This window comes from Actinomycetota bacterium (assembly GCA_016700055.1).
Classification (GTDB): Bacteria; Actinomycetota; Acidimicrobiia; order Acidimicrobiales; family Ilumatobacteraceae; genus Kalu-18.
In genome coordinates this window covers 2,154,960-2,179,341 of record CP064997.1, presented here as the reverse complement: position 1 = coordinate 2,179,341, position 24,382 = coordinate 2,154,960, and the positions used below count along the sequence as shown (strand labels likewise).

21 protein-coding genes are annotated in these 24,382 nt (G+C 71.1%); 9 read left to right on the top strand and 12 right to left on the bottom strand.

Translation table 11 applies throughout. The features are described 5' to 3' along the window. The first annotated feature begins 15 nt into the window (after positions 1-15). Both IPM43_10620 and IPM43_10615 read left to right on the top strand, forming a co-directional pair. A complete protein-coding gene (locus tag IPM43_10620; protein QQS23874.1) occupies positions 16-675 on the top strand; it encodes a hypothetical protein in 660 nt (219 codons plus the stop codon). A gap of 24 nt (positions 676-699) precedes the next feature. Beyond that, complete coding sequence (locus tag IPM43_10615; GenBank protein ID QQS23873.1) at positions 700-1,377, top strand: uracil-DNA glycosylase; 678 nt, start codon at positions 700-702, stop codon at positions 1,375-1,377. A gap of 46 nt (positions 1,378-1,423) precedes the next feature. On the opposite strand, the gene IPM43_10610 is transcribed toward IPM43_10615, so the two are convergent. Genes IPM43_10610 through IPM43_10600 form a run of 3 tightly spaced genes read right to left on the bottom strand, consistent with a single transcriptional unit; the run spans position 1,424 to position 8,229 of the window. Next, positions 1,424-3,229, bottom strand: a complete 1,806-nt coding sequence (locus IPM43_10610) for a hypothetical protein (protein QQS23872.1) — start codon at positions 3,227-3,229, stop codon at positions 1,424-1,426. A gap of 3 nt (positions 3,230-3,232) precedes the next feature. Then, on the bottom strand, positions 3,233-6,226 hold the full coding sequence (locus IPM43_10605; GenBank protein QQS23871.1) for an MFS transporter: 2,994 nt from the start codon (positions 6,224-6,226) through the stop codon (positions 3,233-3,235). After that, a complete protein-coding gene (locus IPM43_10600) occupies positions 6,223-8,229 on the bottom strand; it encodes an ABC transporter permease (GenBank protein ID QQS23870.1) in 2,007 nt (668 codons plus the stop codon). Before IPM43_10600 ends, IPM43_10605 begins: the two co-directional genes overlap by 4 nt. Positions 8,230-8,308: 79 nt before the next feature. On the opposite strand from IPM43_10600, the gene IPM43_10595 reads away from it, so the two are divergent. The 3 genes from IPM43_10595 to IPM43_10585 are packed head-to-tail and all read left to right on the top strand — an operon-like array spanning position 8,309 to position 11,655. Then, positions 8,309-8,713, top strand: a complete 405-nt coding sequence (locus IPM43_10595) for an SRPBCC family protein (GenBank protein ID QQS23869.1) — start codon at positions 8,309-8,311, stop codon at positions 8,711-8,713. Positions 8,714-8,755: 42 nt separating this feature from the next. Then, a complete protein-coding gene (locus tag IPM43_10590) occupies positions 8,756-10,324 on the top strand; it encodes a sulfatase-like hydrolase/transferase (GenBank protein QQS23868.1) in 1,569 nt (522 codons plus the stop codon). After that, positions 10,306-11,655, top strand: a complete 1,350-nt coding sequence (locus IPM43_10585; GenBank protein QQS23867.1) for an MATE family efflux transporter — start codon at positions 10,306-10,308, stop codon at positions 11,653-11,655. The genes IPM43_10590 and IPM43_10585 overlap by 19 nt, the downstream gene beginning before the upstream one ends. A 14-nt stretch (positions 11,656-11,669) precedes the next feature. Here the strand turns inward: IPM43_10585 and IPM43_10580 are convergent, their stop codons facing one another. The 7 genes from IPM43_10580 to IPM43_10550 all read right to left on the bottom strand — a co-directional run bounded on the left by IPM43_10580 (position 11,670) and on the right by IPM43_10550 (position 18,566). After that, the gene (locus tag IPM43_10580; protein QQS23866.1) at positions 11,670-12,257 is read right to left on the bottom strand and encodes a DUF4202 domain-containing protein; all 588 of its coding nucleotides are present in this window, start codon (positions 12,255-12,257) and stop codon (positions 11,670-11,672) included. Continuing rightward, the gene (locus IPM43_10575) at positions 12,254-14,038 is read right to left on the bottom strand and encodes a nitrite/sulfite reductase (GenBank protein QQS23865.1); all 1,785 of its coding nucleotides are present in this window, start codon (positions 14,036-14,038) and stop codon (positions 12,254-12,256) included. Before IPM43_10575 ends, IPM43_10580 begins: the two co-directional genes overlap by 4 nt. Then, on the bottom strand, positions 14,035-14,772 hold the full coding sequence (cobA, locus tag IPM43_10570; GenBank protein QQS23864.1) for a uroporphyrinogen-III C-methyltransferase: 738 nt from the start codon (positions 14,770-14,772) through the stop codon (positions 14,035-14,037). The genes IPM43_10575 and cobA overlap by 4 nt, the downstream gene beginning before the upstream one ends. Then, entirely contained in the window at positions 14,769-15,461 is a 693-nt protein-coding gene (locus IPM43_10565; GenBank protein QQS23863.1) for a bifunctional precorrin-2 dehydrogenase/sirohydrochlorin ferrochelatase, read from the bottom strand. Before IPM43_10565 ends, cobA begins: the two co-directional genes overlap by 4 nt. 3 nt (positions 15,462-15,464) lie before the next feature. Next, positions 15,465-16,187, bottom strand: a complete 723-nt coding sequence (locus IPM43_10560) for a phosphoadenylyl-sulfate reductase (GenBank protein QQS23862.1) — start codon at positions 16,185-16,187, stop codon at positions 15,465-15,467. Between the two features lie 79 nt (positions 16,188-16,266). Beyond that, positions 16,267-17,634 (bottom strand): carotenoid oxygenase family protein, encoded by a 1,368-nt coding sequence (locus IPM43_10555; GenBank protein QQS23861.1) that lies wholly within the window; start codon positions 17,632-17,634, stop codon positions 16,267-16,269. Between the two features lie 77 nt (positions 17,635-17,711). Beyond that, the gene (locus IPM43_10550) at positions 17,712-18,566 is read right to left on the bottom strand and encodes a phytanoyl-CoA dioxygenase family protein (protein ID QQS23860.1); all 855 of its coding nucleotides are present in this window, start codon (positions 18,564-18,566) and stop codon (positions 17,712-17,714) included. Between the two features lie 85 nt (positions 18,567-18,651). Between IPM43_10550 and IPM43_10545 the strand changes: the two genes are divergently transcribed. The 4 genes from IPM43_10545 (at position 18,652) to IPM43_10530 (ending at position 22,551) form a co-directional block, all read left to right on the top strand. Continuing rightward, positions 18,652-19,179 carry an 8-oxo-dGTP diphosphatase gene (locus IPM43_10545; GenBank protein QQS26432.1) on the top strand — a complete coding sequence of 176 codons (528 nt, stop codon included), beginning with the start codon at positions 18,652-18,654 and terminating at the stop codon, positions 19,177-19,179. 89 nt (positions 19,180-19,268) lie between these two features. Next, on the top strand, positions 19,269-20,177 hold the full coding sequence (locus tag IPM43_10540) for a fumarylacetoacetate hydrolase family protein (GenBank protein QQS26431.1): 909 nt from the start codon (positions 19,269-19,271) through the stop codon (positions 20,175-20,177). Beyond that, positions 20,174-21,652, top strand: a complete 1,479-nt coding sequence (locus tag IPM43_10535) for an aldehyde dehydrogenase (GenBank protein QQS23859.1) — start codon at positions 20,174-20,176, stop codon at positions 21,650-21,652. Before IPM43_10540 ends, IPM43_10535 begins: the two co-directional genes overlap by 4 nt. A 20-nt stretch (positions 21,653-21,672) precedes the next feature. Beyond that, entirely contained in the window at positions 21,673-22,551 is an 879-nt protein-coding gene (locus IPM43_10530) for a catechol 1,2-dioxygenase (protein QQS23858.1), read from the top strand. A 4-nt stretch (positions 22,552-22,555) separates the two neighbouring features. Here the strand turns inward: IPM43_10530 and IPM43_10525 are convergent, their stop codons facing one another. After that, entirely contained in the window at positions 22,556-23,074 is a 519-nt protein-coding gene (locus tag IPM43_10525) for a universal stress protein (protein ID QQS23857.1), read from the bottom strand. Between the two features lie 76 nt (positions 23,075-23,150). Then, positions 23,151-24,293, bottom strand: coding sequence for an RDD family protein (locus IPM43_10520; protein ID QQS23856.1), 1,143 nt, complete (start codon positions 24,291-24,293; stop codon positions 23,151-23,153). Between the last annotated feature and the right edge of the window lie 89 nt (positions 24,294-24,382).

Below are 24,382 nucleotides of genomic sequence, written 5' to 3'. Positions count from 1 at the left end.
GCCAGGAGAACACCGATGCGCAACGTCGTCAGCACGCTCACCTCGGGCTCACGCCGCCTCACCCTCGCCGTCGCCGTCAGCGCCGCGGCCGTGCTCGGCACGGCGGGGCTCGTCGCCGCCCGCGAGGCCGACGAAGGGCCTCGCGGCGAGGACAGCCCTTCCGACCAAACGGTCGTCGCCGATACGTCGCCGGATTCGAGCGCACCGGGGTCGAGCACACCGGGTTCCAGCACCCCGGAGGGCACCGCCCCCGACAGCACCAGCCCCAACAGCACCAGCCCCGACGGCACCAGCCCCAACGGCACCAGCCCCAACGGCACCGCCCCCGACAGCACGAGCCCCGACGCCACCACACCCGACGGCACCATCCCCGACAACACCAGCCCCGACAGCACCAGCCCTGACAGCACTGCACCCGACGGCACCGCCCCCGACAGCACCGCCCCCGACAGCACCGCCCCCGACGGCACCAGCCCGGACAGCACCACACCCGGCACCGGGACCACGCCCGACTCCGACGACGACAGCGGCCACCACGGCGGCGACGACAGCGACGACTCCGACGACGACAGCGGCCACCACGGCGGCGACAACGACGACGACAGCGACGACGACAACGGCCACCACGGCGGCGACGACGACAGCGAAGACGACGACAACAGCGGCCCCGGCTGAACCTCGGCGCGCGAAGGCGCGAGCATGGGCCTTGCGATGGCGAGGACGGACTGGAACCCGGTGCTGCGGGCCGAGCTCGAAAAGCCCTACTACGCCGAGCTGGCGGGCTTCGTCGCCGAGGAGCGCAGCCGGCACCTCGTGTACCCGGCGCCCGACGAGGTGTTCGCCGCGCTGCACCTCACCTCGTACGCCGAGACGAAGGTGCTGATCCTCGGCCAGGACCCGTACCACGGTGCGGGACAGGCACATGGGCTGTGCTTCTCGGTGCGCCGCGGCACCGCCGTCCCACCATCGCTCGCGAACATCTACCGTGAGCTGCACGACGACCTCGGCATCGAGCCCCCGGCGCACGGCAACCTCGAGCACTGGGCTCGCCAAGGAGTGCTGCTGCTGAATGCCACGCTCACGGTGCGCGCCGGTCAGGCGGCATCGCACCACGGCAAGGGTTGGGAGCAGTTCACCGACGAGGTGATCCGCGCCGTCAGCGCCAAGCCGGAGCGGGTGGTGTTCGTGCTCTGGGGCGCCAACGCCCGCCGTAAGAGGACACTGGTCGACACCGCGCGGCACGTGGTGATCGAGTCTGCGCATCCGTCGCCGTTGTCGGCCCACAACGGGTTCTTCGGGTCGCGGCCGTTCTCCCGCGCGAACGCGGCCCTCGTCGCGGCCGGGCGCACCCCGATCGACTGGTCCCTGCCGGCATGAGCAGCCGGTGTGCCAGGGACCAGTCGACGCGGAAGTCGTCGGGGGGCTACCCCGCCGGGCTCGGGTAGTCGGGCGGTTCCTCGCCGGGCGGCGGCTCCTCGTAGATCGTCACCGCCCCCTCGGGATCGAAGTAGCGCTCCTCGGTCGGCCATTCGCCGGGCAGGTAGCGGGTGCCGCCGTCGACGTACTGGTACATGCCGACGCCGTCACGGCGGATCTCGTCTGGCCCCTCCACCGTCGGGTCCCACCAGATCATGGTGGAGTCGTCGACGCCGCTGTAATCGGGGTCGGGCCAAAGATTCTCGCCCCAGCTGAGGAACGGGGCGCTGATCGCGTGGAGCGTCTCGCGTCCGTACAACGCGTCCCGCCAGTTCTGAGCGGTCAGGTTCGGGCCGGTGATCTGCAGCACCGCGGCCATCGTGGCCATCGGCGGTACGACCACGCCGATCGTGTCCTTCGCGGGCGGCGGCTCGCCGTGGAACCACTGGTACAGCGCGTAGTAGCCGCTGATCTCCGGCATCAACCGCGCCGCCACTTGCGTGACGCCGAACGCGTGCGCCCATTGCTGCTGATCGTAGGTACGGGCAAACGCGGTGATGTCGGCGAGCGGTGCCGCGGCGAGGATCCACTCGGGGAAGTACTCCTGCGCGGTCGCCTCGCGCGTGAAGTCACGCGGCGCGATCGGGTCACCGATGAAGAGCACCGACGTCACCCCGGACGCCTTCAGCTTGGCAATGATCTGGGCCGCGCTCGCCTGGATCGTCGCGGGGTCGAGCTGGTACGGGAGCACCTCGGCGATGTCGGCTCCGTCGTCGCGCAGTCCCGCGACAAACTCGTCGGTGACGTCTTTCGAGTCGCCGCCGGATTCGATGTAGACGACGCCGAACTTGCGCGGTGTCTCCTGGAACGCCGGGTCGCCGGCGTGTTCGGCGTTCTTACCGACGAGCTGCTTCGCGACCATCTCGCGTGCGTGGGCACGGGCCTGCCGGGCGCCGATGGCAAGCCCCCACACGTAGGGGTCGCGTTCGGCGTACCAGCTGTCTGCCTGCCCTGGCGTGCACGACACGCACAGCACCCCGTTGGCCGCGAGCTCGTCGGCGAAGGCGGGCGTCAGATCCGGGCCGTCGAGCACGGCGAAGGGCTCCATCTCGGCGATCGCGATCGCGTCGGCACGCGCGGTCACCTCGTCGTTCGCGATCCCGGTGCTCTCGTAGACGACGAGGTCGACCTTGCGCCCGTACCACTCGTAGAACACGTCGTAGTACTCGAGCATGCCGCGGACCGTGTCGGCCTGCTGCTGGTTGGTGTCCTCCACCGCGATGGCGTCGGTGATGTAGTTGATGATCGGGTCTTCCTCGGGGCCCTGGTACAGCACGATCTTGATCGAGTCGGCCGTGACACCTGGCGCGGTCGCACCGCCGTTGTCCCCCTCGAAGGGGGCGTAGCACTCCGGCGCGAAGAAGTCGCGCACGGCGAGATAGCCCGTCTCGGTGTTGCACCGTTCGTCCCAGGCCACTTCGATGCCCTGATCCTGCGCCTCGGAGAACGAGAGCGGGAACGTCACCTCTCCCCCACCGGTGACCGGCGGGGAGCCGGTGTCGGGTGCTCCCGTGTCGGGTGCACTGTCGGGTGCACTCGTGTCCGGTGCTCCGGTGTCCGGCGCGTCGGTGTCCGCCGGCCCTGTCGTCGTGACCGGGGCCCCTGTGGAGTCGGCGCCGTCGTCGTCACCGCCGCCGGCGACGACGATCACCCCGATGACCACTGCGGCCACCGCGACGAGCGCGGCGACGGGTCCCCATTTGCGCAGCGATCGCGACTTCGTCGCTCCGCCGCCCGAGCTTGCTGGTTGCACGGACTACTCCCCTCTGCTGACGGTTGTGAGGCTTGCGCCGGTCTCTCCCGACCGGGCGATGGCGGCACCCGAGGTGCCCAGGTAGGACTCGACGACACCCGGATGGACGAGCACGTCGGCCGGGTGGCCACTCGTCACCACCCGACCCTGGTCGAGCGCGATCAGGCGGTCCGACACCGACGACACGAACGGGATGTCGTGCTCGACGATGACGAGCGCAGCGCCCATCTCGTCACGCAGGCGCCGCACCACCGGCGCCAACGCCTCCACCTCTCGTTGGGCGATGCCCGAGCTCGGCTCGTCGAGCAGGACCACCGACGGCCGGTGCGCGACGAGGCACGCGATGTCGAGGACGCGGCGCGTGCCCGTCGAGAGCTCACGTACGAACGAGTGCCGGTGGTCGCCGAGTCCCATCAGCTCCAACAGCTCGTCGACCCGAGCCGCGACCCGTTCCTCGGACTCGAACGCCATCGGCAGGTGAAGCGCGGCGACGAGGGCGCTGCGATTGCCCACGAAACGCTCGAGGGAGATCGCGAGCGTCTCGGCGACCGTCAGCTCAGGGAACAGCCGGGCGTCCTGGAACGACCGGCCGAGGCCGGCCGCGGCCCGTCCGGACGGTCCGAGCGCGGTCACGTCCTGGCCGTTCAGCTCGACGGTGCCCTGGTCTGCCGGGGTGAAGCCCGAGATCAGGTCGAACACCGTCGTCTTGCCCGCCCCGTTGGGGCCGATGACGCCGACGATCTCCCGCTCCGCGATGTCGAAGTCGACCCCGTCCACCGCCCGGATCCCGCCGAAGCTCACCGCCAGGTCTCTGATCGCCAGCGCCGCCGGTTCGACCCTGGCATCCGCTTCGGGCGGGCCATGGGCACCATCGCCATTCGCCGTGGCCTGGGCCTCGCCGTCGGCCGAGCCCGCAGCGGCGCCGGACAAGAACACCGAGCGCAGCAGGTCGGGGCGCTCGAGCAGCCCGGCCGCGGAGCCGCTGAAGAGGATCTCGCCCCGCTCCAAGAAGTACGCCCGGTCGGCGATGGTCAGCGCCACGTTGACGCTCTGCTCCACGAGCACGACCGTGACCCCGTCGTCGGCCAATCGCCGCACGATCGGCAGCAGCTGGCCGACGATGACCGGGGCCAACCCGAGCGACAGCTCGTCGATCAGCAGCACACGAGGACGCATCACGAAGCTCATCGCCAGCGCGAGCATCTGCTGCTGGCCGCCGGACAGGTTGGCCGCAGGAGAGTCCATGCGCTCGGCGAGCACCGGGAACAGCTCGAGCATCTCGGTCGTCGCGGCGGCGACGCCCGCGGGGTCACGACGCCGGGTCCACCCGGCGAGCTCGAGGTTCTCGCGCACGCTCAGCGAGCCGAAGACGCCCTGACCGCCCGGCAGCTGCGCCACGCCGAGCGCAGCGATCTCGTTCGGAGGGGCGTGGGTGATGTCGCGACCGTCGAACACGATCGCTCCCCGGTCGGCTTCGACGATCCCGCTGATCGTCTTCAACAGCGTCGACTTGCCCGCCCCGTTCGTGCCGAGCAGGGCGACGATCTCGCCCTCGTCGAGGTGCAGGTCTACGCCGTGCAGCACCCGACGGTCGTCGTACCCGGACACCACCCCGCGCAGCAGCAAGAGGCTGGTCTTGCCCTGCCGGCGCTCGTACAGCACCTCGGCGCGCGCCGCGGCCGACTGCCACACCTGGGCGATGTCGCCGTCGATCACGTCGCCGACGCTGCGCAACACGATGCTGCCGATCACGAACATCGGCAGCATCGCGAGCATCCCGACGCGGATGCTCCAGGTGTCGGCCACCCAGCCGATGAACGGCAGGATCAAGAGGCCGGGGATCACCCAGAGCGACGCCACCGAGAAACCGGTCGCCCGTGCCCGCGGAGGGATGGCGAGCGACAACGAGGCGAGGATGCCGGGCCCGATCATCGCGAGCGCCGCCGAGATGACGCAGTTCAGTGCCACGGCGAGAACGACGTTCGGCGCGAGCGCGAACAGCACCGAGGCCACCGAGGTGCCGAGAGCGACGGTGGCGAGGAAGCGGAGCAGGCCCTTCACGTTGCCGATGAAGCGCCTGGTGGCGATGCGGGCACCGACGACGAGCCCGACGAGCTGGAACGGCTCGGCGACGGCTGCCGCCACACCACGGGCACGCTCGTCGAGCCCGAACTCCTGCTCGTACAGCAACGAGGCGAGCGTGACGAACCCGATGAGCGCGGTGGCGAGGAAGGGCAGGCTCCACCAGATGCGATGCAGGGAGCGCACCTTGTGCACGGTCCGCCAGCTCTCGCCGAACGAGGGCGCCGTCTCCTCGGTGTCGATCACCCCTTGGGCGGCGCCGGCCGCCTGGCGCTCCCAACGCCCCCGGATCGGTTCGTGCAGCCGCAGCGCGAGCACCGCGAACACGATGGTGGGGATGACGAAGATCAGGAACGGCGCCCGCCACCCGAACGCGTAGGCGAGGAGCCCCGCACTGAGCGGGCCGACGAATGCGCCGACCGCGTTCGCCGCGCGGTGCGTGCTGTACACGCGCGCCCGTGCCTCGATCGGGTAGTAGTCGGCGAGCAGCGAGTTGTGCGTCGGGTCGATCACCGCCTTGCCGAGCGAAGATCCGCTGCGCGCCACCGTCAGCACGATCAGGCCGGTGGCCAGGCCGGTGAGCCCGGAGAAGCCCGCCCACACGAGCGCCCCGATCATCGCGAGCGGCACCCGCCGTGAGCGGTCGGCGAACTGCGCGATGGGCACCTGCAGCGCGAGTGCCGCGATGGCGGACAGCGCGACGAGGGACAGCGCCGTCGTGATGTCGATGCCGAAGTGATCGCGGATCTCGGGGAGCAGGATCCCGAACGCGGTGCGGTCCAGTTCGTCGACGGCGTTCAGGCCGAACAGCACGACGAGCGGGAACGCGGACTCGCCCCCGCACACCCCGCGCAGCCACTCCATCGGATGCGCCACTCCCCGCCCGAAGCGTCGCAACAGCGTCGGCGAGCTCACTGCTCGGCCCTTGCCGTCACGAGAGCCACCACCCGGTCACGTAGGCGCACGACGAGGCTGCCGAGGCCGCCCGGCAGGATCATCAGCACCAGCAGCACGCCGACCGCCGAGGACAGGAACCGCCACTCCGAGGCGGTGATGAACCACTGCGTGCCGCGGAGGTACACGGCACCGAGCACTCCGCCGAACAACGAGCCGAGGCCGCCGACCACTGCCGCGGTGAACACGTCGAGGCTCTCCCCCGCCCCGTAGCTGGCCAGGTCGAAGCTGCGCGTCAGGTGCACGTAGAGCCCGCCGGCGACGCCCGCCACGGCACCCGAGATGGTGAACGCGGTGAGCTTCACCGGCACGGCCGACACCGAGTAGCTCTGGGCGGCGCGCTCGTTCTCGCGGAGGGCGACGATCGCGCGCCCGGTCCTGCTGCGCCTGACGCCGCGCAGACCGACGAGGACCAGCCCGAGGACGACGACGGAGTACACGTAGTAGCTGCGCGGCGAATCGACGTCGATCCGGCCGAAGAGCGGCGGGCGCTCGATGCGTTGGTTCGGTATCCAATCGAAGAAGCGGTCGTTCAGCAGCCAAGTCGAGATCGCGAGGGCGAACACGAGCGTCGTCACGGCGAGATAGAGACCGCGCAGTCGCAGGGCCGGAAGGCCGACGACGAAGGCGGCGACGGCACCGACCGCGCCCCCCACCACCAAGGCGAGCGTCAGGTCCAGGTTCCAGGTGGCGGTGCACTTGGCGCTGGCCGCGGCGCCGAGGGCGACGAACGCGACCTGGCCGAGCGAGATCTGGCCGGCCCAACCGGTGAGCACCACGAGCGACACCCCGACCACGGCGAACACCACGATCGCGGTGGCCTTGATGACCTGGTCGGTGCGCAGCAGCAGCGGTACGGCGGCGACGGCGGCCACGAGCAGCACGGCCACTCCGACGCGCAGCAGGCGCACGAGCGGCAGTGCCCGCGCCTCGTCGGTGAGCGGGCGCACCTCGTCGGCCAGGCGCCACGACGCGAGCTCGTCCTGGTCGGCACGTGTCGTGCGACGGCGCTGCAGCAACAGCGCGGCGAGCACCGCGGCGCCGACGATGGGGGTGACGAGCAGCGGGCTCGACGCGTTCCACGCCACTCCGTACTCGAGCACGCCGAGTGCCACCGCCGCCGTCGCCACGGTCGGCAGGTGGCGCAGGCGTCCGATGACGAGTGCGGCGAGGGCCAGCACCAATGTCGTCAGGCTGAGCGCCGAACCGAGCGGCACGCCGAGGATGCCGGCGCGCAGGAACAGGGCCAGGAACGAGAGCCCCGCGGCGATCGACCACACGATGGTGGACAGCCAGGTGACAGGGATGCCGAGCATCTCGGCCCGCTCGCTGCGCTCCGCCGCGGCGCGCACCGCGGTACCGACGCGGGTGGCACCGAGGAACACGGCGACGGCGACCATCGCCAGCGGCGCGACGATGAGCGCGATCAGGTCGTTCGCCGACAGGATGAACGTGCCGATCGTGAGCTTCCAGTCGAGCGGCGGGGGAATGCGCTGCGAAGCCGCGTTCTGGTCCCAGAGGCGCGGCAGGAGCACCGCGAGCACGGCGAGCAGCTGCGTGATGCCGATCGTGGCCACCGTGAGCACCAGCCGGGACGCACGCGCGAAGCGGCGCACGAGCGCGAGCTCGACCACCGCGCCGAGGACGAGCGCGGCGACGAAGCCGATGCCGAGCCCGGCGAGGTAGGGCCAGCCGCTGAACACGATCAGCCCGACGGCAAGGGACGTGGGCACGAACCCGAGGTCGGCCTGCGCGAAGTTCACCACCCGGTTCGCTCTGTAGACGAGGGCCATGCCCACCGCCAGCAGCGCGGTGAGCAGGCCGATCACCACGCCGCGGATCCACGCCCCGAGCGGCATGCCGAACCAGACGAGCTGCACGGCGACGAGCCCGACGGCAGGCGCGAGCTGGCCGAGCAAAGTGCGGAACCGATCGGCCCCCCCGCCGCGGTACGACATCCCCATGTCGCGGCGACCGTAGCCGGTAGTTCCGCCCCTACCCCGCTCGGAGCACCTCGCCGAGCGTGAAGTACTCTCCGCGGTTGTGGGGAGCGTCCGCCGGCATGTGCACATCGACGCCGGCGCCGACGCGGTGTGGGCGTTCGCGGGCGACCCGGGCCGGCTGGCCGAGTGGTTCCCGGTTGCAGAGAGCCCGATGACCGGCCCCGCGACGAGAACGGTGACGCTCGCGACCGGGATCAGCTTCCACGAAGAGATCGTCACCCACGACCACGACCAGCGCCGGTTCCAGTACCGCATCGTCGGCAACCCGCTGATCACCGCGCACCTCGGCACCCTCGACGTGATCGAGGACGGACCGCGCCGCTGCACGGTCGTCTACTCCACCGACATGGAGCCCGACGCGATGGCACTCGTCGTCGCCGGGGCCGCGGCGGCCGGCCTCGCCCGGCTGAAGGAACGCTTCGAACGCGACGTGCTGGCCACCTAGGCCCGACAACCGGCCCGCAGGCGCGCCGACAGGAAGGAAAGCATGGGACGCAAGATCCTCTTCGTCACCACCGACCAGCAGCGCTACGACGCGCTCGGCTGCAACGGTGGTGCCGTCGCGCGCACACCCGTCGTCGACGCGCTCGCCGCGAGCGGGGTCAGGTTCGAGCGCGCCCATCCGCAGAGCGTGGTGTGCATGCCGTCGCGAGCGACCATGCTCACCGGACAGCACGTCAGCACCCACGGGGTGTGGATGAACGGAGTGCCGCTGCCCATCGACGCGCCGAGCGTCGCCGAGCGGCTGTGGGTCGCCGGCTACCGCACCGCGCTCGTCGGCAAGGCCCACTTCGAGCCCTTCCTCGACCCCTTCGGGCGCTTCACGGAGAACCGCCTCGGCCGCGAGGGGGCCTTCACCGCGCATCATCCCGACGCCGACGGCCGCCCGGTGCCCCACCGCGGCTTCGAGCACCTCGAGTTCGCCACGCACACCGCCAACGGGCCCCTGCACTACTCCCAGTGGCTGCAGCGTGAGCATCCGGAGGCCGTCGGCATGTACTACCCCGTGCTCGATGCCGCACTACGGGTGAACGGCGCCGGTGGGGGCGACACCGGCGCGCCCCAGGTGAGCCCGAGCGCCATTCGGCGCGAGTGGTACCACACCGACTGGGTCGCCGACCGCGCCATCGCCTGGCTCGACTCGTTGGACGACGACGAGGACTGGTTCTGCTGGGTCAGCTTCCCCGATCCCCATCACCCCTGGGACCCGCCGGCGAGCGAGCTCCACCGGGTGGACTGGCGCCAGCTCGACCTGCCCGCCGGATACCCCGCCGACCGGGCCGAGCGCGAGGCGATCCTCGACGCCAAGCCTCGCCAGTGGCGGCAGTGGTACGACGGCACCTTCGTCTCCAACTACGAGGCGCCGGCCACCTGGGTTCCCTCGACACTGACCGACGACCAGGTGCGCGAGGTCAACGCGCTCGCCCACATCGAGAACGAGATGATCGACGAGGCGCTCGGGCGCATCCTCGGCGCCGTCGAGCGGCGCGGTTGGGGAGCCGACCTGGACGTGATCGCGACGACCGACCACGGTGAGCTGCAGGGCGACTTCGGCCTGCTGTTCAAGGGTCCCTACCACGTCGACGCTCTGATGCGCCTGCCGCTCGTGTGGCGGCCTGCGCCGACGGCCGGCGTCGCGCCCGCCGTCGTCAGCGCACCGGTCGGGCTGGTGTCCCTCGCGGCGACGTTCTGCGCGATCGCCGGCCTGCCCGCGCCGAGCTACGTGGAAGCGCCGCGATTGCCGACGTCGGACGCTGACGCCGCCGCGCTGGGCCACGAACGGGTGCTCACCGAATGGGACAGCGTCGTGTTCGACAAGGTCGTGCGGCTGCGCTCGATCTGCCGAGACGGATGGGTATGCACCACGTGCCTGCCCGGCACCCTGCACGACGGCTCCGAGGGTGAGCTGTACTCGCTCACCGACGACCCGCTCCAGCGCGCCAACCGCTTCGACGATCCGGCGGTGCGCGCGCTGCGCGACGACCTGGTCGCCGACATGCACGACCACCTGCCCGCACCACGCAGCCCGCGGCTCCAGTGCGAGGCCCCGGTCTGAGCCTGCCGAGCTGGCGCCTCGACGACCTCGACCGCCGCATCCTCGCCATCGCGGTCCCCGCGCTCGGCTCCTTGCTGGTCGAGCCGCTGTACGTGCTGACGGACACCGCGATCGTCGGCCGGCTCGGCGAGACCCCGCTCGCCGGGCTGGCGCTGGCCGCGGTCGTGCTCAACACCCTCGTGTGGGTGTTCAACTTCTTGTCGTACGGCACCACCGTGCGCGTCGCCGTCCGCCGCGGACGTGGCGACCGGGCCGGCGGCGCCGTCGACGCACTGCAGGCGTTGTGGTTGTCGATCGCGATCGGCAGCGGGGTCGCGATGCTCGTCGCGTTCGGCGCCCATGCCTTCGCGTCGCTGCTCGGCGACGACCCTGCCGCCATCGACGCGGCCACGACCTACCTGCGCATCAGCGCGATCGGCCTGCCCCTGCACTTCGTCACCATCGCCTCGATCGGGTACCTGTACGGCCTCCCGGACACCAAGCGGCCGTTCTACGTCGCCATCGCGGCGAACGTGCTCAACCTGGTCGTCGAGCTCGTGCTGGTGTTCGGCCTCGACCTCGGCATCGCCGGCAGTGCCTGGGGCACCGTGCTCGCGCAGGCCGTCGCCGGGGTGGTGATGCTCGCGATCGTCGTCCCCCGCCTGCGGGCCGACGGCCTCCACCGGCTGAGCGTGGACCGCTCCGTGATGTGGGAGGTGCTGAAGGTCGGCGGGCACCTGGTGCAGCGCACCGGCTTCTTGCTCCTCGCGCTCGCGATGTCAACCTACGCCGCCTCCGCGGTGGGCACCGACGCGCTCGCCGGCCACCAGGTGGCGCTACAGCTCTTCCTCTTCCTCGCGATCGGCGTCGACATGTTCAAGGTTGCGGGCACCGCGCTCGTCGGGCATGCGCTCGGCGCGCAGGACGAGGCGCAGGCCGTGGACGTCGTCGAGCACATGTACGGCTGGGGATGGCGCTCGGGAGTGGTCCTCACCGGCGCCGCGCTCGTCCTCGCGCCGGTGCTGCCGGCGGTGTTCTCGCCCGATGCCAGCGTGCAGGACGCGGCCACCGTCGCCATGCTCGGGCTGGGGGCGATGCAGCTCCCTGGTGCCTTCACGTTCGTACTGGACGGTGTGCTCATGGGGGCGAACGACTTCGCGAACCTGCGCTGGCAGACGACGATGGCGTTCGCCGTGTCGCTTCCCGTGTTCGTCGCCGTGCGCTTGTGGCCATCGCTCGGCCTGCCGGCGGTGTGGGCCGGGCTGCTGCTGTGGATCTGCACTCGCGCGGCGTTCAACAACCGTCGGGTCCGCAGCCGGCGGTGGATCGCGAGCGCGGCCGGAGTGAGGTGAGCCCCGCCGCAGCGCTAGGGCAGGGCGGTTGAGCGGGCGAGCAGTGCCGCCCCCCGGTCGCCGACGGGCACCTCGCCGGCCAGCGCGATTGCGGCTGGGCTCATCTTGGCGAGGGTCTTGCGCACGATGACCTCGGCCCGGTCGTCGTCGACGATCCGCTCCAACAGCTCGGCGTACTGGGTCTGCAGGAAGACCAAGCAGGCGCAGTCCTCCACCGTCTGTGCCTCGGGGTCGGTTCCCAGGCCAGCCCGCGACACCAGCTGGCGAGCCCGGCCGACCGACGCGGCGGGCAGCCCGAGCGGCGCGAGCACCTCGCCGAGCGCGTCGGCGTGCACCTGCTTCAGAGCGTGGCGCCAGCGCAGGTACCCGCTGCGCCCCGCCGGGTAGTCGTCGCGCTCGACGGTCCAGCGACGGATGTGATGGGCACGCACCGCGTATGCCAGGGCGTCGGATGCGTCGCCGCGCAGCCGCGCCAGCCATGCCGAGGCCAGCTCACCCTGCAGCTGCGCACGCGGCCGGCGCCGGCCCTCCCATTCCACGGTGTTCGGGTCGGCCGCGTTCGCAGCGTCGATCACGGCGAGGACCGCGGCGCGTGCGTTCACGCACACTCACTCTGGCCGAGCACCACCTCGAACGGGGCCGCCTCGTCGAAGTCGACGTAGTACTCCGGCGCCTCCTCCGGGCTCGGGAAGTGGTCGAGGTCGGCCAGCCCCACGGCGATTGCTCTCGCGCCGCCGGCCCTGTCCATCCAGTCGCGGAACGACTCCGCCGCGACGCGCTCCGCGGCGAAGCGGCGCACGACGCGCACGACTGCCTCGGGGGCGTTGCGCGCCGGTAGGCGCAGCGCCTTGTCGCCGAAGTGGGCCTGCTCCTCACCGACGAAACCACCGAGCAGCATCTGGTAGCCGGGTGCGGTGCGGCCGTGGGCACGACGCTCGGCGCCGAAGAAGCCGATGTCGGCCACGTGGTGCTGCCCACACGAGTTCATGCAGCCGGAGATGTTGACGCGCAGCCCGCCCACCTCGGCCAGACCCTCCTCCTCCAACCGGTCACCGATCGCCTTGGCCAGGCCGCGGGACTGGGTGATCGACAGGTTGCAGGTGTCCGCCCCAGGGCACGACACGACGTCACGGACCAGCTCGGCACCGGGGCGGCTCATCGCCAACGACCGCAGGCGCTCGTACAGGACCGCCAGCTGGTCCTCGGCGAGTCCCCGGAAGACGATGTTCTGGCGGTTCGTCAGGCGCACGGTGGCCCCGAGCTCACGCTGGAGCGCGGCGAGCCCGCGGAACTGCTCGGGCGTGACGTCACCGAGCTCGGCCCAGGCGTACGCGGAGACGGTGCCGTTCGCCACGCCGCGCACCACGTTGGCGTCGACCCAGCGCGAGTAGTCGTCCTTGCGGCTGAGCGTCACCGGGGTGCCCTGCCCGATCGGCGTGGAGGCACCTGCGCCGGCGCCCGCCGGCTCGTCGCCGAAGGCCAGCACCTCGGCCGGGATCCCTTCCGGCCACGACGACGACGCCGGCAGGTGACGGCGCGCGGCCAGCACGCGGCGGCGCACCTCGTCGATGCCGAGCGTGTCGACGACCCACTTCATGCGGGCCCGGATCCGGTTCTCGCGGTTGCCCGTCTGCTCGAACACGCGCAGCACGGCCTCGATCGTCGCCAGCAGGTCTGCGCGGCTCGTGAACTCCTCGACGGCCAGCGCCGGATGGGGGTTGGCACCGAGTCCACCGGCGACATAGACACGGAAACCCGCTTCGACCGTGCCGTCGTCACGCAGACGCGTCGTGGCGACGACGCCGACGTCGTTGAACATCGCCTGCCCGCAGTCCGTCGCACAGCCGGAGAAGTTGATCTTGAACTTCCGCGGCAGACGCTGGCCGAGCGGGTTGCGCAGGAAGTGGCGGAACGCGGCCTCGGCCCACTGGGTGATGTCGAGCACCTCGTACGGGCAAGCCCCGGCCAGATGGCAGCCCTGCACGTTGCGCACCGTGTCCCCACAAGCCTCCCGGGTGGTCAGGCCCACCGACCCGAGCTTGCGCATGACGGTCGGGATCTCGTCGAGCTGCACGAAGTGGAACTGCACGTTCTGGCGGGTGGTGATGTGCCCCCAGCCGCGCGAGTGCGCCTCGGCGATGTGGGCCAGCATCTCCAGCTGCTCCGGGGTGGCGCTGCCGTAGGGAGCCTTCACCCGGACCATGTGGTTCTCGCCGCCCTGGCGCTGGCCGTAGATGCCGTTCGCCAGGCGGAACGTGCGGAAGACGTCGTCGTCGATGCGCCCGGCGCGGAAGTCGGCGAGCATCCGTTCGAACTTGGCCGCGTCGGCCTCGATCTCTGGCTCGCTCGGCGCGAGGACTCTGTCGTGTAGCACGGGGTTCATCTGGCGTCCTCCGTCAGTGCGAGAAGGTGTGGGCGCAGATCGAGCGCGGCCACCGCGCCGACGACGATCACCGATGGGCTCTCGACGGGCTCGGTGCCGAGCTCGCCGAGCGTCATGCGCTGCTCGCGCTGGGTGGCCAAGGTGGCATCGGTGACGACGGCGACCGGGGTGTCGGCGGCCATCCCGCCGGCGATCAGGCGCAGCGCGATCGACCGCGCCCGGGCAGCGCCCATCAACACGACGAGCGTGGTCCCGAGCCGGGCGAGCGCCCCCCAGTCGAGCACCTGGTCGTTGGCCGGGTCCTGGTGGGCGGTGACCACCGTGAAGCCGCTCGAAGCGTGCCGCGAGGTCAGCGGGATCCCCGCCGCCGCCGGCGCGGCCACAGCCGACGACACACCGGGCACGACGATCGCATCGATGCCGGCGGCGCGCAAGGCAGCGAGCTCTTCCCCGCCGCGTCCGAACACGTGCGGGTCTCCGCCCTTCAGTCGCACCACGCATTCGAACCTGTTGGCGCGGTCGACGAGCAGGTCGTTGATCGCCGCCTGGGTGTCGCCCGCACTCGGCACCTTGCCGACGTCGAGGCGCTCGGCCCAAGGCGGCACCATCGCGAGGATCTCGTCGGACACGAGCCGGTCGTGGACGACGACGTCGCAACGCCCCAGCAACTCGGCCCCGCGCAGCGTGAGCAGACCCGGGTCACCCGGGCCCGCTCCGACCAGGTAGACGGTCACGACGCCTCCTCCAGCTCCAGCGCCTCGCGCAGCAGCGACCTCGCATCGGCGGTCCGGCCCTCGGCGACCAGGTCGACGAGGCCGCCGTCGAGGGCGATGAACCAGCCCCGGTGTTCCGTCGGCCGACCGGCCGCCAGCATCCCCCGGCGGGTCTCCGCCAGCAGCTCGAGCACGTCGACGAGGTGCGCCGGCAGGTTCGCCTCTATCCGGTTGCGCACCCACGAGGCGAAGGCCGGGCTGCGCCCCGCACTGGACACCGCGATCTGCAGGTCGCCGCGGCGCAGGATGGAGGGCAGGGTGAACGTGCAGAGGGCGGGTACGTCGGCGACGTTCACCGGCACGCCGACGGCGCGGGCGTCGTTCGACACCTGCGCGTCTACGTCGGGGTCACCGGTGGCCGAGATGGCCAGCCGGTACGAGGCCACCTCGCCGCGCCGGTAGCCCCTGCGGTGCCAGCGGACCCGCGGGTTCTCGCGCAGCTCGGCGACGGCGTCGGGCGCGACGACGGTGACCGCGGCCCCGCAGCCGAGCAGGCCGGCCACCTTGCGTGCGGCCACCTCACCGCCACCGACGACGAGGCAGGCGACGCCGTCGACGTCGAGGTTCACCGGGTACTTCGGTGCGCTGGCGGGGCGTTCGTCCTTCACCAGTTCGTCCGTCACCAGTTCGTCCTTCACGAGTTCGTCCATCGACTACAGGTGCAGCCCGCACTCGGTCTTGGCGGTGCCCCGCCAGCGACCCGCCCGAGCGTCCTCGCCGTCCACGACCGGCTCCGTGCAGGGCCAGCAGCCGATCGAGGGATAGCCCTCGGACGAGAGCGGGTTCACCACCAGGTCGTGCTCGGCCACGTAGCGATCGACGTCGTCGTCGCTCCATGTGGCGAGCGGAGCCAGCTTCACGAGGCCGCGGCCGTCGACCGAGATCACCGGCGTGGCGCGCCGGGTGTCCGCCTCGCTGCGGCGCAGGCCCGTCATCCAGGCGTCCTTGCCGGCCAGCGCCCGGTCGAGCAAGGTCCTCTTGCGGGCCGCGCAGCACGCCTCCGTGCCGGCCGCGAACAGGTCGGGCGCTTGGGGGTCGGGCCGCTCCACGCGCAGGTCGAACCCGTAGCGGGCATGGGCCCGGCGGAGGGTGACGATGGTCTCGGAGAAGTGAAAGCCGGTGTCGAGGAACACCACCTCGACGTCGGGATCGACCGTCGTCGCGAGGTGGACGAGCACCGTGTCGGCCATCGACGCCGCGACGCAGATCCGTCCCGCGAAGGTCCCGAGGCCCCACGCGACGACGTCGCGGGCCGACCACGTCTCGAACCGACCGGCGAGGCGGTCGGCGTCGATGGCAACCGTGGCGGCGAATCTCGTCACGCGGACCTCCTCGGAAATCCTGACATATTCCATAAATCTGATCGGAACAGTCATATTTCCACGCCAGGCGTGCTTCCGCAAGCCCGTCGGGGTCTGCACCGCCAGGCCGCGAGGCCGGCCGAGAGGGGGCGGTTCAGGCAGGAGGGACGGCGCGGTCGCTCACCCAGTTGCCGTGGAACCCGAACGGCACTCGCTGGGGCAGTGGTACGCGCGCCACGTATCCGCGCCCGAAGTCCTGCGCGTCGAGGACCACGAACTCGGCCCTTCCCTGCGGGAGATCGTGCACGAACGTCATCAGCCAGCCGTCGTCTTCGACCGTGGACCCCTCGCGCCCGACGAACACCGGCTCACCGCCGGCGCGGCCCGGTCCGTGGTCGAACACCTCGCTCGAGCCTCGCGCCAGGTCGTGCTTCAGGGTCGGCCACCCCTCGCCCGGCGTCACCGACGGCGACGCGCAGTAGCCGTACCTGTGCTCCTTGCCGGTCAGCGAGCCGCGGTGGCGGGGGAACTCGTTCGACCGCTCGTCGACCACGGTGACCGAGCAGGTTCGCTCGGCGTGGTCGACGACCCAGCGCTCGAGCCGGCCCACGCCGTCGCCGAACGGGCCGAGGATCTCGGCGGCGAACATCGTGTCGTACACGCACAGGTCGACGACCACCTTGCCGTCTTCGGTGTCGTAGGCGTTCAGCGGATGGAACGAGTAGCAGAGCGGGGCGTCCACCCACGTGATCTCGTCGGCGTCGCCCTCGCGCGGCAACAGGCCGAGGCGGTTGCCGTAGTCGGGGTTCCAGCGGAACGGGAAGCGCCCGGCGAACGCGAGGTCGAAGTCGACCGTGCACGGCTGGTCGTACACGATGGCGAAGCGTCGCGTCAGCGACATGTCGTGCAGCATCGTCATCCCCGGCAGGGCGATGTCGACCGTTCGCCTCACCCGCCCGTCGGTGCCGACGACGATGTACTGCACGTGATCCATCCACTCCTGCCAGGAGTAGGCCACGGCGTGCAACTCGGCGGTGTCGGGGTCGACCTTGGGATGGGCAGTGAACGCGCCGGGGAGCGTCCCGTAGAAGTCGTTGCGGCCGACGGTCTCCAACTCGTAGTCGAGCTCTACCGGGCACCCGCCGGCCTCGACGATCGCCCACGTCGTGCCGGCGAAGCCGCCGACGTTGGTGTTCGGGCCGAACGGGCTCGAGTTCCAGTTGCGGCCCTCGATGTCGGGCATACCGCGCGTCTCGCTCAGCCGGGTCGAACCCACGTAGCGGTTGCGGTACCACTCGGCGCGCCCGGAACGCAGGCGGATGCCGTGCACCATGCCGTCACCGAGGAACCAGTGGTGTGTCGCCGGATCGGCGACGCCGAGCGGGTTGGGGCCGTTGCGCAGGTAGCGCCCGAGAAGTTCCTCGGGCAGCTCACCGATCACGTCGAGGTCGAATGCGGTGACCTCCTCCGTGACCGGGGCGTAGTTGCCCTCCAGGTAGCGGTTGGTGACGGTCGTGGCCATCGGGCGCCCCCCATCTGCGGTCGCTGGCACAAACAGCCATTGTCGTGGCCGGCCGGCAGACCGTCAACCGGGCAGGCTCAGCCCGGCCAGAGCAGCGGGAACAACCGATGCTCCATCGGCACCCCTGGGGCAAGCTGGTCGGCGAGGCCGGGGAACTCCGGTGAGGTCTTCCACGGACGCGGCGCGTGCACCATGTCGTCGCCGAGCAGGCGGACGCCGAACACACGTCGGCGCTGCGCCCCGGGGACGCCACCGGCGGCGTGGAGGGTCAACATGTTGAAGGCGACCGCGTCGCCGACTTCGAGATCCCAGCCGAGGATGTCGAACGCGCCGCGATCGGCGTCGATGTCGGGCAGTTCGGCCAGGCTTCCCTCGGGGAACCACTTCGCCTCGTCGTCGAGGAACGATCGGGGCATCATCCACGGGCCGCGGTGTGACCCGGCGACGAACTCGAGCGTCGACTCGCGCGGCACGGGGTCGACGGGGATCCAGAAGCTGATGTTCTGCGCCCCCTCGACGTTGTAGTACGGCTCGTCCTGGTGCCAGGGCGTGCGCTGCTGCGTGCCCGGCTCCTTCACGAGCACATGGTCGTGGAACAGGCGCACCGTGGTGCTGCGCATCAAGCGCGCCGCCGTCGCCGCGAGCGGCGAATGGAAGATGATGTGCTCGAAGGCCGGGTTCTCCTGCCACGTACAGAAGTCCTCGAAGAACTTGCCCGGGTCGTCGTCCCTGCTCGCCACCTTCGCCCGCCAACTCGGATGGGCGATGTCGAAGTCGATGCCGCGCCGCAGCTGTTCGACCTCGGCGTCGGTGAGCAGGCCACGCAGCAGAACCGCGCCGTCGCGCGCGTACGCGCTGACGGCAGAGTCCGGTGCAGCGGCCAGAGCCCGCAACGACCGGCCCTCCAACTCGGCGGGAGTGGGCGACGACATGGTTCGGCCCATGCTGGAACCGCATTGCGGCCCGGCCAAGGGTCGAAGGTCCCGCGACACGCTCGCGTCTGGCATCGTGGCCACGATGCCCTACACGCCGATCGTCGGGACTCTCTGCTACGTCTGGGATCGCGCGAACGACCGAATTCTCTTGGTGCACCGCACGGGTCGCCCCGACGACGAGCAGTTCGGAAAGTGGAACGGGCTCGGCGGCAAGCTCGAGCGTGACGAGGACGTCGCCGGCTGCATGCGCCGGGAGTTGGCCGAGGAGGCGGGGATCGCGGTCACGTCGATGGAGTTGCGCGGCACGATCTCGTGGCCCGGCTTCGGACCGAACGGCGAGGACTGGCTCGGCTTCGTGTTCCTCGTCGACCACTGGACCGGCACACCCCATTCGGCGAACCCGGAGGGGCCGCTCGAGTGGGTGCCCCGCCCACGCCTGCTCGCCGCGTGCAGCGAAGATCCCGTGGAGCGCGAGTCGGCCGAGCTCGACATGTGGGAGGGCGATCGTTTCTTCCTGCCGCTGGTGTTCGACTCCGACCGCCGCTCGTTCCACGGGGTGATGCCCTACGAGGAAGGCCGCCCCGTCGGCTGGCACTACGAGCGCCCGTGAGGAGCCGCTCCACCGGGCGGCGGGTGGAACGGGGGCGGCTAGCGTTCGGCGTCGAAGGGGCCCGGGGAGAGCGACACACGATGAGCGAGCTGATCGAGACCCGGCGCATCTTGCTCGGCGGGACCGCGACAGAGGTACGCCGCGACGGAGACATGCTCGTCGCCGCCGACGGGCGCATTGTGCCCGCGGCCGCAGCGGTGCACCTGGCACCGGTGGAGCCCACCAAGATCGTCTGCTGCCACCTCAACCACGTGTCGAGGGTGCACGAGTTCGGCACCGTCTCCCTTCCGCCCGCGCCGACCTACTTCCACAAGCCGGTGTCCGCGCTGAACGCTCACGGCGGCGACGTCGTGCGCCCGAGCAACTGTCGGTGGCTCAACTACGAGGGCGAGGTCGCGATCGTCATCGGGCGGACGTGCCGGAACATCGCATACGGCGAGGCGGCGGACTACGTCGCCGGTTACACGATCGCGAACGACTTCGGCCTGCACGATTTCCGTGACACCGACTCCGGCTCGATGCTGCGCGTGAAGGGGGCCGACACCTTGTGCCCGCTCGGACCGGGCCTGGTGCGCGGCTGGGACCATCGCGCGAAGCGGATGCGCACGCTCGTCAACGGCGAGGTGCGCCAGGACGGATCCACCGACGAGATGGCCTGGGACATGCACTACCTCGTGGCCGACATCGCGCGACTGATCACCCTCGTGCCCGGCGACGTGATCCTCTCCGGCACTCCGGCGAACAGCCGCCCGGTGGTGCCGGGCGACGTGGTGACGGTCGAGGTCGAAGGACTCGGCGAGCTGACGAACACGATCGTCGCCGCGGCACCGGTGAGCGACGAGGTCGGCGCGCAACCGACGGAGACCGAAGAGGTGCTGTCGACCGCGCTCGGCGGCGACTGGGCGCTGCGCGGCCAGCGCGCGCCACACCGGACAGAGCTGAGCGAGCTGCCGTACCCACGCATCCGGCCGCGCCATGGCGGCGGGGAGCAGCGATGACCGTTGCCGAGCGCGAGCACGCGCGCGTCGACGTCGGCGGCACGTCGGTATCCGTCGACCACTACATCGGCGGGCGGCGAGTGGCGTCGGCCGAGACGTTCGAGGACCGCACGCCCCTCGACTGGCAGGTGGTGCTCGCCGAGGTGTCGAGGGGCGATGCCGAGATCGCCGGGCTCGCCGTCGACGCCGCCGTCGACGCGTTCCCGGCCTGGAGCGCGATGGGCGTCCACGGCCGCGGCGAACTGCTGAGGAGGCTGGCCGACCTGATCGACGAGAACGTCGCCGGCATCGCCCCGGTCGAGTCACTCGACATGGCGATGCTGGAAGAGAGCCTGCGGCTGCGGGTGCTCTCGCGCGGCGCCCGCAACTTCCGCGCGTACGCCGACCTCGCCGAGCAGTACGAGGAACGGGTGTGGAGCTCGTTCGGCACCGCCAACCGCGTCGTGCGGATGCCGGCCGGGCCGACGGTGGTGATCACACCGTGGAACGCGCCGTTCATGCTGTCGACGTGGAAGTGCGCACCGGCGCTCGCGGCCGGCAACACGGTCGTGTTGAAGCCCGCCGAATGGTCGCCGCTCTCGTGCAGCCTTCTCGCCGACCTGGCGGACGAGGCCGGCCTGCCCCCCGGCGTGTTCAACGTGGTGCAGGGCATCGGCGAGGAGGTCGGCGCCGCGCTGGTCGGCGACACGCGCGTCCGGCGGATCAGCTTCACGGGCTCGCCCGAGACTGCGCGCCACATCGGCGTCGCGGCCGCCCGCAACATCGTGCCGTTCACCGCCGAGCTTGGTGGCAAGGGACCCTTCGTCGTGTTCGCCGATGCCGACATCGATGCCGCGGCACGCAAGGCCGCCGCGATGTACGACGACTCCGGTCAGGTGTGCCTGGCGGGCACCCGCCTGCTCGTGCAGGAGGCGGCCAGGGACGAGTTCCTCGATCGGTTCCATGGCCATACCGACGCCCACGTGCTCGGCGACAGCCGTGACCCGGCCACGACGATCTCGCCGCTCATCCACCCCGACCACCTCGCGCGGGTCGCCGGGTTCGTGGACCGCGCGCGGGCGAACGGCGACCGCATCGTGCGCGGCGGGAGGCTCTGGCGAGAGGGCGGGCTGTGGTACGAGCCGACGCTGATCGAGCCGGTCGGCAACGACTCCGAGGTGGTCCAGCGCGAGATCTTCGGTCCGGTGCTCACGTTCCAGGCCTTCTCCACCGAGGCCGAGGCGATCACGCTCGCCAACTCGACGCCGTACGGTCTGTCCGCGATCGTGTACACCTCGTCGGCCGTACGAGCCGAACGCATGGGCGAAGCGATCAGGGCCGGGACCATCTGGACGAACTGCTTCCTCGTGCGCGACCTCACCGCGCCCTTCGGCGGGTGCGGGATCAGCGGCCTCGGGCGCGAAGGCGGCGACTACGCGCTCGATTTCTCGAGCGACTTGAAGACCCTGCAGGTCTTCGACGGCACGGTGAGTTGAAGCCGAAGGACGGAGGAACCATGGGAGAGATCGTCGGAGCCGCACTCGTCGCCCACGTGCCGACCATCGTGCTGCCCGAAGACCAGCGCCGGCAGCTCAACGAGAACAAGGAGATCTCCCTCGTGCCCGGCCTGCACCGGCTGCGGCGGGAGGTGCTCGACGAGCTCGCCGCGGACACCTTCGTCGTCCTCGACAGCCACTGGTTCACCACCGTCGAGTTCGTCGTCACCTCACACGAACGTCGGACCGGGTTCTACACGAGCGAAGAGCTCCCCCGGGGCATGGCGTCCGTGCCGTTCGACTTCCCCGGCGACCCGGAGCTGGCCCACGCGATCGCCGCCGCCGGAGCGCGCCGTGACGAGTGCTGGATCACCCCGATCGACGACCCCTACCTGCCGATCCACTACCCCACCGTCAACTTGTTGCCGTTCCTCCAGCGCGACGAGCGCTGGGTCTCGGTCAGCGTCTGCCAGACGGCCGAGCCGATCGACTTCCTCACCGTCGGCGAGGCCATTGCCGAGGCCGTCGCCGGCACGGACCGGCGTGTCGTGCTGCTGGCCTCTGGCGCGATGAGCCACACGTTCTGGCCGCTGCGCGAGCTGCGCCGGCACGAAGCGTCCGATCCGGTGCACATCTTCACCCAGGCCGCGCGTGCGGCCGACGAGCGCGTGCTCGCCGCTTGGGCGAGGGGCGACCATGCCGGCGTCATCGACGACATGGCGAACTACGCCGCCTACAAGCCGGAGGGCCGCTTCGGTCACTACCTGATGATGGTCGCCGCCATCGGCGGGCGCTCGTGCCGCGCCGTCGGGCGCCGGTTCAGCGACTACGAGAACTCGATCGGCACGGCGCAGGTCCACGTGAACTTCGAGCGCCCCGCGGGCGGCTGGACGAGCTGACGCGCTACTCGGCGCGCCGGCGGCCGCGGCGGGGGATCACCTGGGTGTCCTTGCGCACGACGACTACCGCGGCCGGCGACTTCGCCTCGCACAGCCGGGCGACCGACCCCGGCAGCCATCGCTGCAGGCCGGTGGCCGCACCGACCACGAGCATCGCGGCCCCCTGCGACTCGGCACACAGCTGCTTCACCGGATCGCCGTCGAGGATCGTGCGGGTGATCCGCTCGTCGTCGGCGGCGTCACCGAGCGCCTCCCGCAACAGCAGGTCGAGGCGCGCGGCAGCCTCTGACGCGCTCACCTCGGTGCCGACGGTGGCCGCCACCCCGAGTGGGTCGGCCATCACCACCGGCTGGGCTCGCACCAGGACGGCGTCGAGCGTGGCGTCGCGCTCCAAGGCCTCCTCGTACGCGAACCGCAACGCGTTGATCGTAGCCTCGCCCCCGCCCACACCGACGACGACGCGCTCACGCCCCGAGTCGGGGGACAAGGCGTCGAACCCTCCGTCGGGCGCATCGGCGTCCATGACGCGCAGTCTGGCACCGGCGCCGGCGCGCGTACAGCCACCGTGCTACGTAGGGCCCGCGGCGCGCCGATCCAAGTCACGTCGTCGACGCCGCAGCCACCGACTCCTCGGCACTGCGCCGGGCCGCCAGGCGGGCACGCAGCGGCACCGGCTGCTCGGCCCGGCGAGTACCCCAGTCGTACACCACCACCGTGTCGGCGATCACGTCGTGCATGGCCCGCCGGCGACGACCGAGGACGATGCCGAACAGACCTAGGCCGAGTAACGCCATCGACCACGGCAGGCAGAGCACACGCACCAAGGCGCGCCAGGGGCCGATACGCGTGCCGTCGCCGCGCAGCACGCGCAAGCCGACCAACGCCTTGGCCGGACTGCGACCGGTAGCCGCGAGGGGCAGCCAGAACCACAGGAAGACCCAGATCGCGAACAGGGTCCACCCGAGCCACGGCGCGATGGTGAGCTGGCGTTCGTCGCGGGTGATCGCGTCGTAGAAGAACCCGAGCACGGCCCCGGCCAGGCCGAACAAGGCCACCGACGCGGACGCGTCGAGCGCGTGGGACACGAGGCGGCTGAACGGCCCGGCGAAGTGGCCGCTCACGTCCCGCCGCGTCGGCAAGCCCTCGGGGATCGGGGCGTCGCTCTGCAGGGCAGCGGCCGGTCCGAGCACCGCATCGGCGCCGCTGCGACCGAGCACGCGGTCGACGACCGCGCTGCCCGCGCCGTCCAGACGGACGAGTTGGCGACGGGCGAGATCGAGCGTCGACAGTGCCATCTCCTGGGTGCCGCGGCTCATGAGCGGGATCAGCTCCATCTCGGACAAGAGCGCGTCGAGGTCGAGGCGATCGGCGATGCGGTTCACGTCGAGACGGTCGACGAGCGCGTCCAGGTCGAGGCGGTTCGCGATCGCGTTCACGTCGAGCCGACTCACCAGCAGGTCCAGGTCGAGGCGGTCGGCAATCGCGTTCACGTCGAGTCGACTCACCAGCAGGTCCAGGTCGAGGCGGTCCGCGATGCGGTTCACGTCGACCCTGGCGATCAGCGCATCCACGTCGAGCGCGTCGACGATCGCGTCGACGTCGAGCGACTCGACCAGCGCCTCGGTCTCGATGTTGCGCATCACGGCCGGGGCGGCGCGACCGACGAGCCGGCCGAGGCTTCTGCCGAAGATGCCACCGTGCTCGGCGTGCTCACCGTGCTCGACGTGCTCGTACTTGGGCACAGGCGTCTCCGACCTGTCGTGTGTGCGACCTGTGGTGTGTGGCGACTGGTGTGTGTGGCGACTGGTGTGTGGCGACCCCGACCCCCGAA